Source organism: Corynebacterium auriscanis (assembly GCF_030408435.1).
Lineage (GTDB): Bacteria > Actinomycetota > Actinomycetes > Mycobacteriales > Mycobacteriaceae > Corynebacterium > Corynebacterium auriscanis.
Genome location: NZ_CP047046.1, coordinates 1,873,000 through 1,887,874, shown reverse-complemented (window position 1 = coordinate 1,887,874; position 14,875 = coordinate 1,873,000). Strand labels below are relative to the sequence as shown.

At 59.3% G+C, this 14,875-nt stretch carries 10 protein-coding genes; all 10 read right to left on the bottom strand.

Annotated elements, in window-relative coordinates; all coding sequences use genetic code 11:
- Window positions 1-85 precede the first annotated feature (85 nt).
- A complete protein-coding gene (locus CAURIC_RS08015) occupies window positions 86-802 on the bottom strand; it encodes a TetR/AcrR family transcriptional regulator (RefSeq protein ID WP_156963590.1) in 717 nt (238 codons plus the stop codon).
- Window positions 802-3,207 carry an MMPL family transporter gene (locus CAURIC_RS08010; RefSeq protein WP_290182399.1) on the bottom strand — a complete coding sequence of 802 codons (2,406 nt, stop codon included), beginning with the start codon at window positions 3,205-3,207 and terminating at the stop codon, window positions 802-804. The genes CAURIC_RS08015 and CAURIC_RS08010 overlap by 1 nt, the downstream gene beginning before the upstream one ends.
- 109 nt (window positions 3,208-3,316) lie before the next feature.
- The gene (gene pth / locus CAURIC_RS08005; RefSeq protein WP_035115878.1) at window positions 3,317-3,979 is read right to left on the bottom strand and encodes an aminoacyl-tRNA hydrolase; all 663 of its coding nucleotides are present in this window, start codon (window positions 3,977-3,979) and stop codon (window positions 3,317-3,319) included.
- Window positions 3,980-4,109: 130 nt separating this feature from the next.
- Window positions 4,110-6,335 (bottom strand): catalase, encoded by a 2,226-nt coding sequence (locus CAURIC_RS08000; protein ID WP_035115808.1) that lies wholly within the window; start codon window positions 6,333-6,335, stop codon window positions 4,110-4,112.
- A gap of 282 nt (window positions 6,336-6,617) precedes the next feature.
- Entirely contained in the window at window positions 6,618-8,273 is a 1,656-nt protein-coding gene (locus CAURIC_RS07995) for a peptide chain release factor 3 (protein WP_035115805.1), read from the bottom strand.
- A 91-nt stretch (window positions 8,274-8,364) separates the two neighbouring features.
- Window positions 8,365-8,937, bottom strand: a complete 573-nt coding sequence (gene pth, locus CAURIC_RS07990) for an aminoacyl-tRNA hydrolase (protein ID WP_035115876.1) — start codon at window positions 8,935-8,937, stop codon at window positions 8,365-8,367.
- Between the two features lie 324 nt (window positions 8,938-9,261).
- Entirely contained in the window at window positions 9,262-9,936 is a 675-nt protein-coding gene (locus CAURIC_RS07985) for a 50S ribosomal protein L25/general stress protein Ctc (RefSeq protein ID WP_035115804.1), read from the bottom strand.
- 618 nt (window positions 9,937-10,554) lie between these two features.
- The gene (locus CAURIC_RS07980; protein WP_035115802.1) at window positions 10,555-11,526 is read right to left on the bottom strand and encodes a ribose-phosphate diphosphokinase; all 972 of its coding nucleotides are present in this window, start codon (window positions 11,524-11,526) and stop codon (window positions 10,555-10,557) included.
- A gap of 306 nt (window positions 11,527-11,832) precedes the next feature.
- Entirely contained in the window at window positions 11,833-13,284 is a 1,452-nt protein-coding gene (gene glmU / locus CAURIC_RS07975; protein WP_035115800.1) for a bifunctional UDP-N-acetylglucosamine diphosphorylase/glucosamine-1-phosphate N-acetyltransferase GlmU, read from the bottom strand.
- A 118-nt stretch (window positions 13,285-13,402) separates the two neighbouring features.
- Window positions 13,403-14,821 carry an MFS transporter gene (locus CAURIC_RS07970; RefSeq protein WP_290182395.1) on the bottom strand — a complete coding sequence of 473 codons (1,419 nt, stop codon included), beginning with the start codon at window positions 14,819-14,821 and terminating at the stop codon, window positions 13,403-13,405.
- Window positions 14,822-14,875: the final 54 nt, after the last annotated feature.

The window sequence follows — 14,875 nt, the reverse complement described above, 5'->3', positions numbered from 1 at the left end:
ACCTCGGGCTTTCGTGTGTGGGGTGTAAAACTGGCGGCGTGCACAGCCACCCCCTGGAAACCGGGGGCGGGCGAGCGCAATAGTGCTAGTGAGGTGGGGAGTGGGGGGCCGAGGGGGCGTCGGTAAAAGAAAACCCCTGCCGCAACAAGGTGAAACTGCGCGACAGCATGGTTTCTGCGCTGCGATCGCGCGAAAGGGCGGGATCTTGTTGTAGTTCCCACACTGTGTGGCAGATGGCCAACATGGTGTTGACCAGCATAGTTGCAGTAAATCGATCAATGCGGTTTTCGTAATAATCGCAAAACGCATCCACCAGTGGGGCAATGAAGCGAACGCTCGGGCTGAAGCATTCTTCCGAATCCTGTTGCACTTGGTCGCGTAGTTCGTCGATATCCAAGCTGTGGATTACGCCGACGAGTCGGCCCAGTGCCGACATGCTGTACAAGGGCTGCTCTGGATTCATGTAGAACCGTTTAGCGAGAGATTCGGCAAGATCCAAGGGGGCTAGACCCTTTTGGGTAGATCCAACTTCTTCGCAGAACCACCGCAGCATGTTTTCCAAGAAGTGCACCACGGCTGCTTCCCGGTGCGGGAAGTAGTTGTGGAAGGTGCGTTGGGAAACTTCGGCTCGCTCGCAGATTGCTGTAATAGTCGCGAAGTCCACACCGTGTTCCAGCATAATTTCCACCGTTGCCTCAGCCAGCTTGCGGCGGGTTTGCGCTTTCTTGCGGTCGCGCAACCCCAAACGTGCCTCGCTGCTAGTTGGTGCAGCGGGGCCTTTGTGGGTGGGCTCGGGTTTCATCACTTTGCCAGTTTAGTTGCCGACGCCCCGCTGGTTTCATCGGCTACCTCTTCAGTCGGGCGCAGGCCCTGTAGGCTTTCGCCTTCCACATCCACCTTGGGCAGGATGCGATTCATCCATTTCGGCAGCTTCCAGGCTCGTTCATCCAGTAGGTACATGATGGCGGGGATCAACGTCATACGGACGATGAAGGCATCGATCAGTACGGCCGCAGCCAGTGCGAATCCCATGACCTTAATGAATGGTTCATCGAGCAGCATGAATGCGGAGAAGACCGAGATCATGATCAGTGCTGCGGCGGTGACCACGCGAGCGCCGTGCTTGTAACCGTTAGATACCGCGTTGCCGGGTGTTTTGCCGTGGGTCCAGCCCTCGCGCATGCGGGTGACTAAGAACACTTGGTAATCCATCGCAAGTCCGAAGACGATGCCGATGAGCATGATGGGCAGGAAGGAGATGATGGGTTGTGGATCCGCGACGATGCCACCCCAGCCCAACTGCCACAGAGCAACGGTCACACCGAAGGTGGCTGCAACGGAAAGGGCGAATCCCAGGGCTGCGACCAGTGGTACCCAGATGGAGCGGAATACCACCATGAGTAGCAAGAATGCCAATAGAATGACGATTCCAACGTACGGCAGCAACGCATCGGAGAGCCGTTGCGAGATGTCTTCGTACATGGGGGTTACACCCGTGATGCGGTAGTCGGCACCCGTTTCTGCGCGGAACTGGCCTTCGGCATCGCGCATGGCCTGCAGAACATCTGCCGCGCGGGCGTCCGTAGCGCCATAGGACGGGGTGATTAGTAGTTGCGCGGCATCGCCGAGGTCCCGCGGATCCTTTGGGTTTCCGTTGGTGGCGACCACTTGGACGTTGTCCACGCCTTCGATGTCCCCGATGGTTGTGAGCGCTTCCTGGGTTGCCTTCGGCTGCTGGGCTTTGTCTACATTCTGGTAGTCCAGTAGGGCGATCATTGGTGCGTTGCGCCCTGGGCCAAAGGCCTCGTCAGTCATCTCGTAGGCGGTGCGCGTGGGGGACCCTAGCTTCGTGGAACCGTCGCTGGGCATCGCCAATCGCAACTGGCCGGCGGGGATAGCTAGGAGCGCGAGTACTACCACGCCTGCGATGAGGAATAGGGCGGGGCGCTGGCGGATGATGCGGGCCCACTTGAGGCCCATGGTGGGCTTGTCGTTTTCCGGATCCGGCGCTTTCACGATGGGTGCACGGCCGGCAAATACCTTCGTTCCGATTGCGCCAATGATGGCGGGCAACAGAGTTATGGAAACAACGACGGCGATAGCGACGGTGCCGGCTGCTGCCAAAGCCATGGCGGTGAGGAATGGGATGTTGATGATGGTCAGTGCCGCTAGGGCGATGAGCACGGTCAAGCCGGCGAATACCACGGCAGAACCGGCCTTGCCCACCGCTAGACCGGCGAGGTGTGCGCGCTCGCGGAAGCTGATGGTTTTGAGCTTATCGGCGAGGTCTTTTGGCTCCAGGTTCGAACCGTCGACGTGGGCGACGAGCTCGTTGCGGAAGCGCGCCAGAATGAACAGTGCGTAGTCGATCCCGACTGCTAGGCCGATCATGGAGGCCAAGGTGGGAGTCATGTTGTTAATATTGTCGCTGAAGCGGGTAGCTGCGAAAACGAGTGCGATGCCCGTACCCACGCCCGTCACGGCCGTCATGAGTGGCAAGCCAGCGGCTACGAAAGAGCCGAAGGTTACGATCAAAACGATGGCAGCCACGGCCATGCCGATGAGCTCTGCCTTGCCATCCATCTGGCCTCCGGCTTGGAAAGCATTGCCAGTCCAGCCGATCTTGAGTTCACCCTTGTGGTCATTAATCACTTCGCCGAACTTGTCTTTGTCGGCCTGCTCGATGTCCATGGCCTTCTCAGCATCAAACGCGACGTCGATCTGACCCGTGGTCTTGTCCTCACTTAACGGGCTGAGAGCCTTGAGATCCTCCGCAATTTGCTCCTTGGGCATACCCTGGTCGGCCTTGGCCTTACCTAGTTGGGCCTCCATACCCTTTGCTGCTAATACGGGGGATACGATCTTGTCTTTCTCCGTGAGGTAGCTTTCACCCTGCAACGCCTTGGTGAGTTCGTCTACCTGCTGAGCAACGTCCTTATCTTCCAAGGTTTTGCCTTGTGGCGCTTGGATGACGAGCTTGCCGGTGGGAGCTTCGAGCTGGTCTTGCTGCTCGGTGTTGAACCGAGACTTCAGTTCCTGTTGTGTCTCAACTGATTCCAGGCCGGGGATAGTGAACGATGTGCTCGTTGGTTTCTGGAGTGTAGCCGAGGCGACTCCCACGCCGATGAGTACTAACAACCACAGTGCCAGTACTTTCCAGCGGTTTGCGTAGGCGCCGCGGCCTATTTTGTATAGCAGTTTTGCCATAGGGGCGGGATCTCCTTAAGAGACGAAAAAGGGAATACCCGGAGGCCTCCGGGTCAAGTTACCGCCTAAGATTACACGCGCTATGCAATTTTGCACAACAGCTGCAAGTTTACTTTTTTGTATGAATTTCGTGCTGAGCCTTCTGTAAGCCAACCGTGACAAGCAATTCCACGGCCCGGACGGTCTCCGTAATGAGTGCATCCGTTTCCGGTCCGCTAGCAATCGGGGACAACACGTGGTCGATGACGGTCTGCCCCTTGGCCGGTCGGCCGATCCCCATTCGCACCCGCACATAATCGCGGGTCCCCAACTCTGCCGTCGTGGATTTTAGCCCGTTGTGTCCATTTTCATTACCCCCCAACTTCACGCGCACCCGCCCGTGGGCGATGTCCAGCTCGTCGTGCAACACAATGATCTTCTCCGGTGCCACACCGTAGTATTCGGATGCCGCCTTGACCGCCTCGCCCGATTCATTCATGTACGTGGTGGAGCGGATAATCACCAACGGGTGCGCCCCCAGTTGCACCCGAGCCTCGGTGAACGGCTGTCCCTTGACCGGCTTGAGGTAATCCAACGGGGAGGCGCTGGTATTCAATTGTTCAAACAAGAAGTCGGAAGCCATGTAACCCACGTTGTGGCGAGTAGTGGCATATTTCGCGCCGGGGTTACCGAGGCCGATGACGATCCACTCTGGTGGGGGTTTTCGCACTTCTTGGGTCGACGCCCCGCGCTGCCCACCGAACAGCTTGCTGAATAGTCCCTTGATGCTCATTTCATACATGATAGCGGCGGGCATTCTTGGGCATAAGGGAACCTCAACCGCCTAGGTGTTAATTATTCGTTAGGCGATTGAGGTTCGAAAATGTGCTGCGACCAGCTCTAGGCCTCGGCAGGGGAGGCGCTTAGGCGCGTTCCCAGACGCGGTGGTTTTCCATGAGAGGAACCAGGGCATCCACGCCGGCCTTCGCATCGGCTACTAGCTGCACGCCAGCTGGGGTGTTTTCTACCAGCTTGCGCAGTGCGTGCTGCCCCTCGGCGGGCTGGACGTTATCTAGTACGGCGATGGCCTTGAGGTGCAGCGTAAGCTCCTCGACCAGCGTGTTGGTCTCAGGCGTATCGGGCAGGCTGACCACGATCGCCGCATCGAATTCGATGGAGCGAGCCGCAGTGTAGGTGCGGGAGACCGGCACGTCCTGACCCGTGGAGTCACCAGCGGCCAAGGCGCCACCGGTGGTGGCTGCCACGAGGGGCGTCATCCCAGCATCCACAATCGCCTGCACGGCCGGCTGAATAGCTTCCGCCGGAGTGCTGTCATCGGCCAAGACGGCCACCTTGCGACCGTCGACCGGGTAAGTCTTGCCCAGCTGGGACAGTGCGGGGCTGGTCTCCACGGAACTCACCTCGGCCGGTGCATCCGCAGAAACCTGCAGACCCAGGCCCTCAGCTACGGCATCTGCGAGTCCCCGGTCCACGCGAGCGAGCACGTCGACTGCACGCTGACGGATCGGAGTTTCATAGCACTTGCTCAGCTCGAAGGTGTAAGCGCTGATCAGGTGCTGCTGTTCGGTTTCGGTCAAGCTGCGGTAGAACATCGCAGGCTGGGTGTAGTGGTCCTCAAAGCTGACTGGCTTGCGACGAGTCTGCGTGGACTTCGCGACGATGACCTCCGGGTCCACGAAGGTGCCGATGTTCTCATCAGCACGCGTGAACTTCTCCTCCGCCGGCAGCGGGTTGTTGGCTTCCAGGGAGTTCGGGCTGTACGCGGTCTTGCCCGTGTGGATGGCCTGCTGGGCACGGCCGTCGCGCTGATTGTCATTGACCTGCGCATGTGGCCGGTTGATCGGCAACTGGCCGTGGTTCGGGCCGCCCAGGCGGTTGAGCTGCGTATCCGAGTAGGAGAACAGGCGACCTTGCAGCAATGGATCCGCGGTGACGTTGATTCCTGGAGGCAGTACGCCTGGGTGGAAAGTGGCCTGCTCGGTCTCCGCGAAGTAGTTGGTGGGGTTCGCGTTGAGGGTCATGGTGCCGATGATGGTGACCGGGGCCAGCTCCTCTGGAACCAACTTAGTGGGATCCAGCAAGTCGATGCCCTCGAACATCTCGTCTTCGGTGTCCTCGAAAACCTGCACACCCAAGTCCCACTCCGGGTAAGCGCCGGCCTTGATCGCATCGGATAGATCGCGGCGGTGGAAGTCTGGATCGAAACCGCCGGCTAGCTGAGCTTCCTCCCAGATCAGGGAATGCACGCCCAGCCGTGGCTTCCAGTGGAACTTCACAAGGTGAGTCTTGCCGTCCTGGTTGGTCACACGGAACGTGTGAATGCCGAAGCCTTCCATCATGCGGAAGGAGCGCGGGATGCCGCGGTCAGACATGTTCCACATGGTGTGGTGGGTGGCCTCGGTGTGCAGGGTCACGAAGTCCCAGAAAGTATCGTGCGCACTCTGAGCCTGTGGGATCTCCAGGTCTGGCTCGGGCTTCACGGAGTGCACAACGTCAGGGAACTTCATGCCGTCTTGGATGAAGAACACAGGAATGTTGTTGCCCACCAGGTCCCAGTTGCCTTCGGCAGTGTAGAACTTGGTGGCGAAACCGCGGGTATCGCGGGCCGTATCCATGGAGCCACGGAACCCGGCCACTGTGGAGAAGCGGACGAAGACCGGGGTCTCCTCGCCCTTATCGAAAACCCGTGCACGGCAGATTTCTGCACCCTTACCGTTGGAAACGAAAGTACCGTGGGCACCGGCACCACGGGCGTGAACAACGCGCTCAGGGATGCGCTCGTGATCGAAGTGCTGCAGCTTGTCGCGCAGCTGGTGATCCTGGATCAGCACAGGGCCGCGTTCGCCAGCGCGCAGAGAGTGATCTGCGGTGGTGATGCGAGCACCTTGGCTGTTGGTCATGTACTGACCCTGTTGGTGGCGAGGATCAGCTTCGCCCGCGCCGATGTGGAATGGGCATCCGGTGGCGCTACGGGGCTCAGGGGATCCCTGATCCGGATTGGGTTGTGGCGGATCTACGGGGGTGGTTGGTTCCTGAACTTCAGGCGTGTGGCCCGAAGGGGACGGGGCAATGCCCGTGGTATCGACGTTCTTGTCGTTTTCTTTTGGCGATGGTGTGGAAGAACTCATCAGAGTGTCACTCCTCAATGAGGTATCGGTGATTAAGCGGTGCAGTTGTGGTGGCGGGGTTCATGCGCAAGAAGTATGTGCTTCACGCGCGTGAATCTGCCTGCCGTCAGTTTCCGACGGTACCGATTCCCACAGAGTGCGACAACAAGTTTTAATTCGCCCCACCCGTGGGGAGATGAGGGTGGGATTCTTGCTGAGCAGCAGGTTTGCTAGTTTTGTGGCGACCTTAAGGACCTACATGCCCCGGACCTGGGCGCAGGCTGATGCTGCGGGGGGCGCCTTCTAGTCCGCGACCAGCGTGTACAGCTCGAACTCGGGATGTTCCTTCTCGATGAAGGCCAACTTCCACTTGTCGCCAAACAGCGCAATCAGTTCGCCGTCGGTGCGGGTGAAGATTTCTACACCGCGTTGCTTAGCTAGTTCCGGTGCGGTTTCGGGGGTGGTGCGCCGAGCCACGGAGTAGGGAATTGGTTCCGCGACCGTTTCCACGTTGTACTCGTTTTCCATGCGTGCTTGCATCACTTCGAACTGCATGGGGCCAACCGCGGCCATGACGGGGGCGGCATCACCGCGGGCATCGTTGCGCAGAATCTGTACCACGCCCTCTGAGTCCAGTTGTTCCAACGCCTTGCGGAACTGCTTGTATTTGCCCAGCGACTTTGCGCGCAGCGTGCGGAAGTACTCTGGCGCGAACTGAGGCATGGGCGGGAACTGGACCTTTTTGCCCGCGTAGATCGTGTCACCCGGGGCCAGTGAGCCCGCGTTGACCAAGCCCACGATGTCTCCAGGGAAGGCCGATTCTACCGTGGAACGCGTACGTCCGAACACAGTCAGTGCGTACTTCGTGGAAAACGCCCGGCCGGACTGAGCATGACTGACTTGCATTCCGCGTTCAAACTCTCCCGAAACTACGCGCATGAATGCCAACGAGTCGCGGTGGTTGCGATCCATACCCGCCTGCACCTTGAAGACCACGCCGGAGAACTCTTCGTCGGTCTCCCGGAACTCCGCGATAGCTGCAGAGTTGCCACCAGCCGCGGCTTGCAGAGCCTTCTCGTCCGAGGCGCGGCCTTGTGGGGCCGGGGCGAGCTCGCACAACGTATCCAAAATTTGGTGGACGCCAAAGTTCAACATGGCCGAAGCAAAGATGAGGGGGGACGTCGTGCACTCAAGGAACAACTCTTGGTCGTGAATAGCCCCGTCGGCGGCCAGCAGCTCGGCTTCTTCGGCCGCGGTTTCCCACACGTCTTCCTCGCGCTCGAGGGCTTGTTCAGGCGTGAAGTGTTCCTCGGGCGCGATGGTAGAACCGCCGGAGGTGCGCTCGAAGTGGATGTATTCTTCGGCTTCGCCGTCTTCGTTGATGCGGGCAAGTCCGCGGAAATCGCCGGCTTCACCCACGGGCCAGAACAGGGGCGTGGGCTGCAGCTGGATCTCATTGACGATCTCGTCAACCAGCTCCAGCGGGGTGCGTCCCGGGCGGTCCCACTTGTTGACCACGGTAACGATGGGCAAACCGCGGGCTTTGCACACGCGGAACAGCTTCAGCGTTTGTGGCTCCAGACCTTTGGCGCCATCGATGAGCATGACCGCGGCATCAACAGCGGATAGCACGCGGTAGGTGTCCTCCGAAAAATCCGCGTGACCTGGTGTGTCAACCAGGTTGATCATGTACGGTTCGCCCTCGTGATTCTCGGGGGCGTACTCAAACTGCAGTGCGGAGGACGCAATGGAGATACCGCGATCCTTTTCCATATCCATCCAGTCGGAGACCGTGGATTTGCGGCCAGCCTTACCGTGCACGGCACCGGCTTCCTTAATGATGTGCGCGTGCAGGGCGAGTGCTTCCGTGAGCGTGGATTTACCGGCATCCGGGTGAGCAATGACGGCGAAGGTCCTGCGCCGCGTGGCCTCGGATTGGATCGTGCTGGTATCACTCATGTAAAACGCTGGTCCTTCAAGATCGGGAAGTGGGGGGATTTACGCCTCAAACATGGTAACCCAGCAGGCCCGCGGGGGATTAATGCGAGCCTTAGCCCCTGGACTCCGCATAACGCATCCCAGCTTCCACTCCCTGTTGCACACAGGCACGGGCGGCATCAGCTGCGTCGGCGACGGCTATAGGCAGCCAGGCATTTTCGGCCTTGCTGAATGGTTTTAATACGTACGACGCCACATCCATCCGACCAGGCGGCCGTCCAATACCCACGGCGATCCGCGCGTAGTCTTTCGTGCCCATGGCCTTGGTGATCGATCGCAACCCATTGTGGCCGTGATCGCCACCGCCCATGCGTACTCGTACTCTTTCGGGGTCAAGATCTAACTCGTCGTAAATCACGATCACTTGATGGGCGGGTACTTTGAAAAATTTTGCCAAGTTCGCCACTGGGCTGCCGGATTCGTTCATGTACGTGCGTGGACGGGCCAATACAACGGGGGTCTCGCCAAAGCGCGTTTGGCAGATCAAGCTGTTAGTTTTGCGGTGCTGCGCCAATGAGCCAGGTGCGGGGAGCAAATCTGCCAGCAGTTCGTCAATAACAAGGTAACCCGCGTTGTGGCGCGAAGCCGCGTACTTATCGCCGGGGTTGCCTAACCCCACCACCAACCAAGGGTTGGAAGCGCCATCAGCTGCGCCTCCGCGGGAAGCAGGGCCACTGCGGGCGCCTGAGGAGCCGTGGGAGGTAGAGCCACTGCGGGCGCCTGAGGAGCCGTGGGAGGTAGAGCCACTGCGGGCGCCTGAGGAGCCACGGGAAGCAGAGGTACGGGCACCTGAAGAAACACGAGAAGCTGCCATGCGAGTAATCATCTCACATGACAGCTTCGGATCTCTTTGCGCACCTACGCTCCCCAAACCCCCTCGGTAACCGGGGGATTACTCACGAGGGGACGGCGCGGGGCGTCGGGAAGAAAAGAAGGGAAGAAGAGGGAATTACTCCTCGTCCTTGCCCTCGGAGGCATCGGCGGAATCGTCTTCGTTGACTTCGCCAGCTGGGGCTTCGCCCTCGGCAGCCTCCTCCTCGGAGACCTCGCCTTCCTCGCCTGGCTCTGGCAGCTCTTCCTCGATTGGCTCGATGATGTTGACGATGAGCACGTCTTCCTCGGAAACCAAGGTTGCGTTGCCTGGGATCTGCAGGTCGCCAGCCAGAACCTGATCGCCGATTTCCTTGCCCTCGACAGAGACCTCGATCTCTTCTGGGATGTCCAAAACGTCAGCCAGAACCAGGATGGTATCCGCATCCTGCATGACCTGGGAGCCGGAAGCGGACTCGCCGGTAACGACGATCGGTACCTCAACCTCGACCTTCTCGCCGCGCTTGACGTTCAGCATGTCAGCGTGGTCAACGTCAAGGGTCAGAACGTTCTGATCCACGGCCTTAATCATGACCAGGTGATCCTGGCCCTCAACCTCGAGCTCAATAACGGCGTTAACGCCCTCGTTACGCAGGATGGCCTGCAGCTCCAGGATGTCTACGTGAACGTGCAATGGGTCCAGGTCGTTGCCGTATACAACCACTGGGACGCGGAACTCGCGGCGCAGGCGGCGGGAAGCGCCCTTGCCGAACTCGGTGCGGACTTCACCCTTCAAGCGGGTCAATTCAGCCATTGTTGGTCTCCTTTAACAAGTTGGTTGCCCCGCGCAGGCGGGGCATTTTTTAAACGTGTGGTGCTAAAATCGCGCTCTTGTGCAGCGCTGGGGTTCAGCGTGCGCAAGGCGGAGATCCTAGCCTTCATTGTCATGAACTCGGTGCCACGGGCGCAAGGGTTTGGGCTGTTCCTGCTCGATTCTCGTGCGTTCTCCCATGTGAGAGGAACGAAAACGGGCATGAAAAAAGCCGCGAACTCTCGCGGCGTGAAAGCGTTCCCACACATCTTCGCCAACCTGCCGGAAGTCCAATATCCAGCCACAGAGAAGTTGAAGTTTGTAGTTAGTGGGGGTTATTCAGTCGCGCCGATAACGGCTAGTACGTCCAACCCGTGGAATGTACCTTGCAAGCGCGCTGCTGGCGGACTTGTTCGGGCATTTTCTTTGAGCTATCGGTACCGGCCCTCGCCGAGATCAAGTCCACATATTACAGGGGTATGGGGGAGGGGCCAAAATCACGAAAAGCAACGATGCGGAACTCATCGTTGCTCTAGTGGTTTGGGCTGGGTGGGACCATCGGGTTGTCTGCCCGCGCACGCGCTAGCTGCAGAACTGGCCGCCTTCGCCGCCCGTGAAGGTTTACTCGAACAGCGTGGTAACGGAGCCGTTCTCGAAGATCTCGTGAATGGTCTTCGCAACCAGTGGTGCAATAGACAAGACCGTGAGGTTGTCCCAACCCTCGGTGGATTGAGGCAGCGTATCGGTGGTGATAATCTCACGGGCGCCGCACTCGCTCAGACGCTCGCGGGCTGGACCCGAGAATACGCCGTGGGTGGTGGCGATGATGACATCCTCAGCACCGGCTTCGCGCAGCACGCCGACGGCGCCGGCGATGGTGCCACCGGTATCGATCATGTCGTCAAGCAACACACAGGTGCGACCCTTCACATCGCCTACAACGCGGTTAGCGGTGACCTTGTTGGCTACGTCCACATCGCGGGTTTTGTGGATGAAGGCCAGTGGAGCATCGCCCAACACGTTGGCCCACTTCTCTGCCACCTTCACGCGGCCGGCATCGGGGGAAACCACGCAAACGTTGTCGAGGTTGTAGTTTTTCTTAACGTAGTCCGTAAGGATCGGCATGGCGTGCATGTGATCGACTGGACCGTCGAAGAAGCCCTGGATCTGATCAGTGTGCAGGTCTACCGAAACGATGCGGTCCGCGCCAGCAGTTTTCAGCAGGTCAGCAACCAGGCGGGCGGAGATCGGTTCGCGACCGCGGTGCTTCTTGTCCTGGCGAGCGTAAGGGTAGAACGGCAGAACTGCGGTGATGCGCTTAGCGGAGCCACGCTTCAGCGCATCGATCATGATGAGCTGTTCCATCAACCAGTTGTTCAGTGGTTGAGGGTGGGACTGCAGCACGAAGGCATCAGAACCACGCACGGACTCTTCGAAACGAACGAAGATCTCTCCGTTAGCGAAATCGCGGGCAGTTGTTGGGGTGACCTCGATGCCTAGCTCGCGAGCAACGGCGTGCCCCAGCTCCGGGTGTGCCCGGCCGCTAAACAGCATGAGGTTCTTCTGGTTGTCGATCCAATGTGTGGTTGACACGAAAACTGGCCTTCCTGGCGCCTACATTCAGATACTTGCTCTAAGCATTCTCATGATAGGTGTGTGCCCAGCCTTCCAACAAGAAACGGGGGCACGCAGCATATTCTATGGAGAATACTCAAGGAAAGATGCTTGAGACAGAATCGTTGAGGCTGAATCAGTTGAACTGAATCGTTGAGTTGCCATCGTTGAGGCAGAATCTTCGAGACAGCATCGTTGAGTCGGCATCGTCGAGTTGCCATCGTCGAGACAGCATCGTTGAGTCGGCATCGTCGAGACTGTGCGGTTCTATCGGGTTTGTTCGCCTTATTCCGCTTCGGGTTGATCTTTATTCGCCGCAGCTGCCGCTTCCGCAGCAGCGGTTCCCGGACGCTTGCGTTGGACCCAACCCTCAATGTTGCGCTGCTGACCACCAGAAACAACCAGGGCACCAGCGGGAACATCTTCCTTGATGACAGTGCCGGCGCCGGAGTACGCGCCGTCGCCGACGGTGACGGGCGCGATGAACATGGTGTCCGATCCCGTGCGTACATGGTCGCCAACTACGGTGTGGTGCTTGTTCACGCCGTCGTAGTTAACAAACACGCTGGAGGCACCGATGTTGCTGTACTCACCGATGGTGGCATCGCCTACGTAAGTCAGGTGAGGAACCTTGGAGCCACGCCCGATGGTGGCGTTCTTCGTTTCGACAAAGCCGCCGAGCTTGCCCTTTTCGCCCAAGGAAGTTCCCGGACGCAGGTAAGTGAACGGGCCCACGTTGGCTTCTTCGCCAATGGTGGAATCGATACCGTGGGTGCGGATGACCTCTGCGCCGCGGCCGACCTTCACGTTGTCCAAGGTTGTATCCGGACCGACCGTGACATCGTCACCCAACACAGTGGTGCCGAGGAGTTGTGTACCCGGCAAAATGGTCACGTCTTGGCCAATCTCAACCTGTACATCGATGCGGGTAGTGGATGGGTCAACGATGGTAGCGCCACCGCGCATGGCGGCTTCCACGGTTCGACGGTTCAGCTCGGCACCCGCGGCAGCCAATTGAACACGATCGTTAACGCCGGCCAGTTCCCGGGCGTCCGAAGCCATATGGCTGCGCACTGGATGCCCTTCGGTGCGGGCGATCCCCAGCACGTCCGTCAGATACAGCTCGCCTTGGGCGTTGTCAGTATCCAACTGCCCCAGAGCATTGCGCAGGATCGCGGCATCGAAGGCGAATACACCAGAGTTAACCTCGGTAATAGCCTTCTGCTCGTCATCGGCATCTTTTTCTTCCACAATGGCTGTGACTTCGCCATCTTCAGTGCGAATAATTCGACCGTAACCGGTGGGGTCTTCTTGGTGCACGGAAAGAACGGTCACGGCGGTAGGTACCTGGGTGTGCGCATCGACTAGGCCCCGTAGCGTGTCTGCGGTCAGCAAAGGCACGTCTGCATTGGTCACCACAATTGTGCCTTCGAAATCCTGCAAACTGCGGATGCCGCATTGCACAGCGTGGCCGGTTCCGTTTTGCTCTTCTTGGACCTCGGAGGCAATGGGTCGGCCCAGCTCTTCGGCGATAGCTTCAACTGCGGGTCCGACCTGGTCGCGGCCGTGGCCAATGACGCTCACGATAGAAGCGGGGTTGATGGCAGCGGCCGCGTGCAGGCTGTGGGAGAGCAGGGTGCGCCCTCCGATGGCGTGCAGAGTCTTTTGGGTTTTGGACTTCATGCGGGTGCCCGCGCCGGCAGCGAGGACAACGACTGCAACGGGAGAATTAGCCATGGTTTTCAACGTCCTTGATTTTTCGAAGATTTCGGCACTTTAGTTTTCGATAACGGTTTTAGACTTTCCACACTAGCCAACTTCAGCTTCGGCAACTACGCGAACGCGCGCGATTCAGTTATCCCAGCGCGTTCTTATCCGCGGAGACATCCGGCAAGCGCTTGGCCAATACTGAGCCCAACAGTCCCAGGGCAGCTAGTGCCGCCAAGGGCCACACGGGATTGAATACAGCCAGCAGCGAGGTCAAAGCGCCCACCAACAGAAGCAGTACGCCCATCAGGGTGTTGGCCACGGAGACATACCGGGTACGTTGATCACCTTCGGCCATATCCACCACGTAAGTCGACCGAGCCACACGAATCGCGGCGTGAGCAAGCGAAACGACGAAGAATGCCACAGGCAACCACCACATCAGTGCCTGCGGTAACCAGTGGGGGGTGGAGGAGGGGGACGTGGTGGCGTCGGATAAAGATATAAAGAAAGCCAAAACGACCGTGACAATAAGGACAACGGTGGCCAGCAACGCGGCGCCGGCTAGGGTATTCCTGCTGGATACATCAGATAGCCAACCGGAGATGCGACCCGCCAGTAGCGACGCGACCCCCGAGGCGATGACGAACGTGCCCAGTCCAGTGAACAGCGTGGCCGCGATGGAATTCCCCGCGCGGTGCTGATTATCCGCAGCCATAGCCACCAGGAACGTGGGGGACAGTGCGCTGGTCAGCAGTAGAGTTCGTACCAGCACAAACGCGCGGAAGTTCCGGTCCCCGGCCAAGAGTTCCCGAATATCCTTTACGACCTCCCGCACGTACGCGGACGGGGTTTGCATGGCCTCCTGGGCTTGCTGTTGGTCCTTTGTTTCTTCGGTCACTTGTTTTTTAACCGACGCCGACCCGCCCAGCTCCCGAATCCCCTTGAAAAACCACAGGCTCAGGCCCCACGAGGCCGCAGCGATGATGAAGAGAACGGCGAAGAGCCCAGGGGTGAGGCGATCGTGCAGGGCCTGCAGGGCGATGCCCACGATGATCGCGACTCCGCCGGAGAGTGTAGTGGCAAAACCCGTCAGGCGGCCGCGGAAACCCTTGGGGACGGTCCGACCCGAGATGTCTTTGCTGGTGAGCGAAACTAATGCGCGGCACAGTGAGAGAAGGGCCAAACTGGCGAGAACCAGCACTCCGGCGAGCGCGTCTCGGGCGAACATCGCAGTAAGGGCGATGAAAACGCACGCGAGGCCCTGGCCGGCTGAACCCAATAGAAGCAGCGGAAGGCGGCGCGAGCGTGATTGGATCCACGGGCGAAGAGCGGCTTGGGGGAGCATGGACCCCGATTCTCGGATGGGGACAAGCAGCGGAGTGACCCACGCGGGGGAGCCAACGAGACCCAAGAACCAGGGCAGTACGGTTTTGGCGGAGACGATCTGATCTCCGATGTTCTGGGCTCCGAAGCCGAGGGAGTAGCGCCCGGCGTTTTCTTCAACGTGCTCTAGATCGGACATCGGGGGAGTGCCGATGAGCTTGTGCGTAAAGGTCTTCCACATAACGGAGAACCTTAGCGGAAGGGTGAAAGCGCGGAGGGCAGCTAGTGAAGGCGT

Coding starts and splice junctions, on each gene's coding strand:
- CAURIC_RS08010 (WP_290182399.1), bottom strand. CDS start 3,207: ATGGCAAAACTGCTATACAAAATAGGCCGCGGCGCCTACGCAAACCGC.
- CAURIC_RS08000 (WP_035115808.1), bottom strand. CDS start 6,335: ATGAGTTCTTCCACACCATCGCCAAAAGAAAACGACAAGAACGTCGAT.
- CAURIC_RS07995 (WP_035115805.1), bottom strand. CDS start 8,273: ATGAGTGATACCAGCACGATCCAATCCGAGGCCACGCGGCGCAGGACC.
- CAURIC_RS07985 (WP_035115804.1), bottom strand. CDS start 9,936: ATGGCTGAATTGACCCGCTTGAAGGGTGAAGTCCGCACCGAGTTCGGC.
- pth (WP_035115878.1), bottom strand. CDS start 3,979: ATGAGCATCAAGGGACTATTCAGCAAGCTGTTCGGTGGGCAGCGCGGG.
- glmU (WP_035115800.1), bottom strand. CDS start 13,284: ATGGCTAATTCTCCCGTTGCAGTCGTTGTCCTCGCTGCCGGCGCGGGC.
- CAURIC_RS08015 (WP_156963590.1), bottom strand. CDS start 802: ATGAAACCCGAGCCCACCCACAAAGGCCCCGCTGCACCAACTAGCAGC.
- CAURIC_RS07970 (WP_290182395.1), bottom strand. CDS start 14,821: ATGTGGAAGACCTTTACGCACAAGCTCATCGGCACTCCCCCGATGTCC.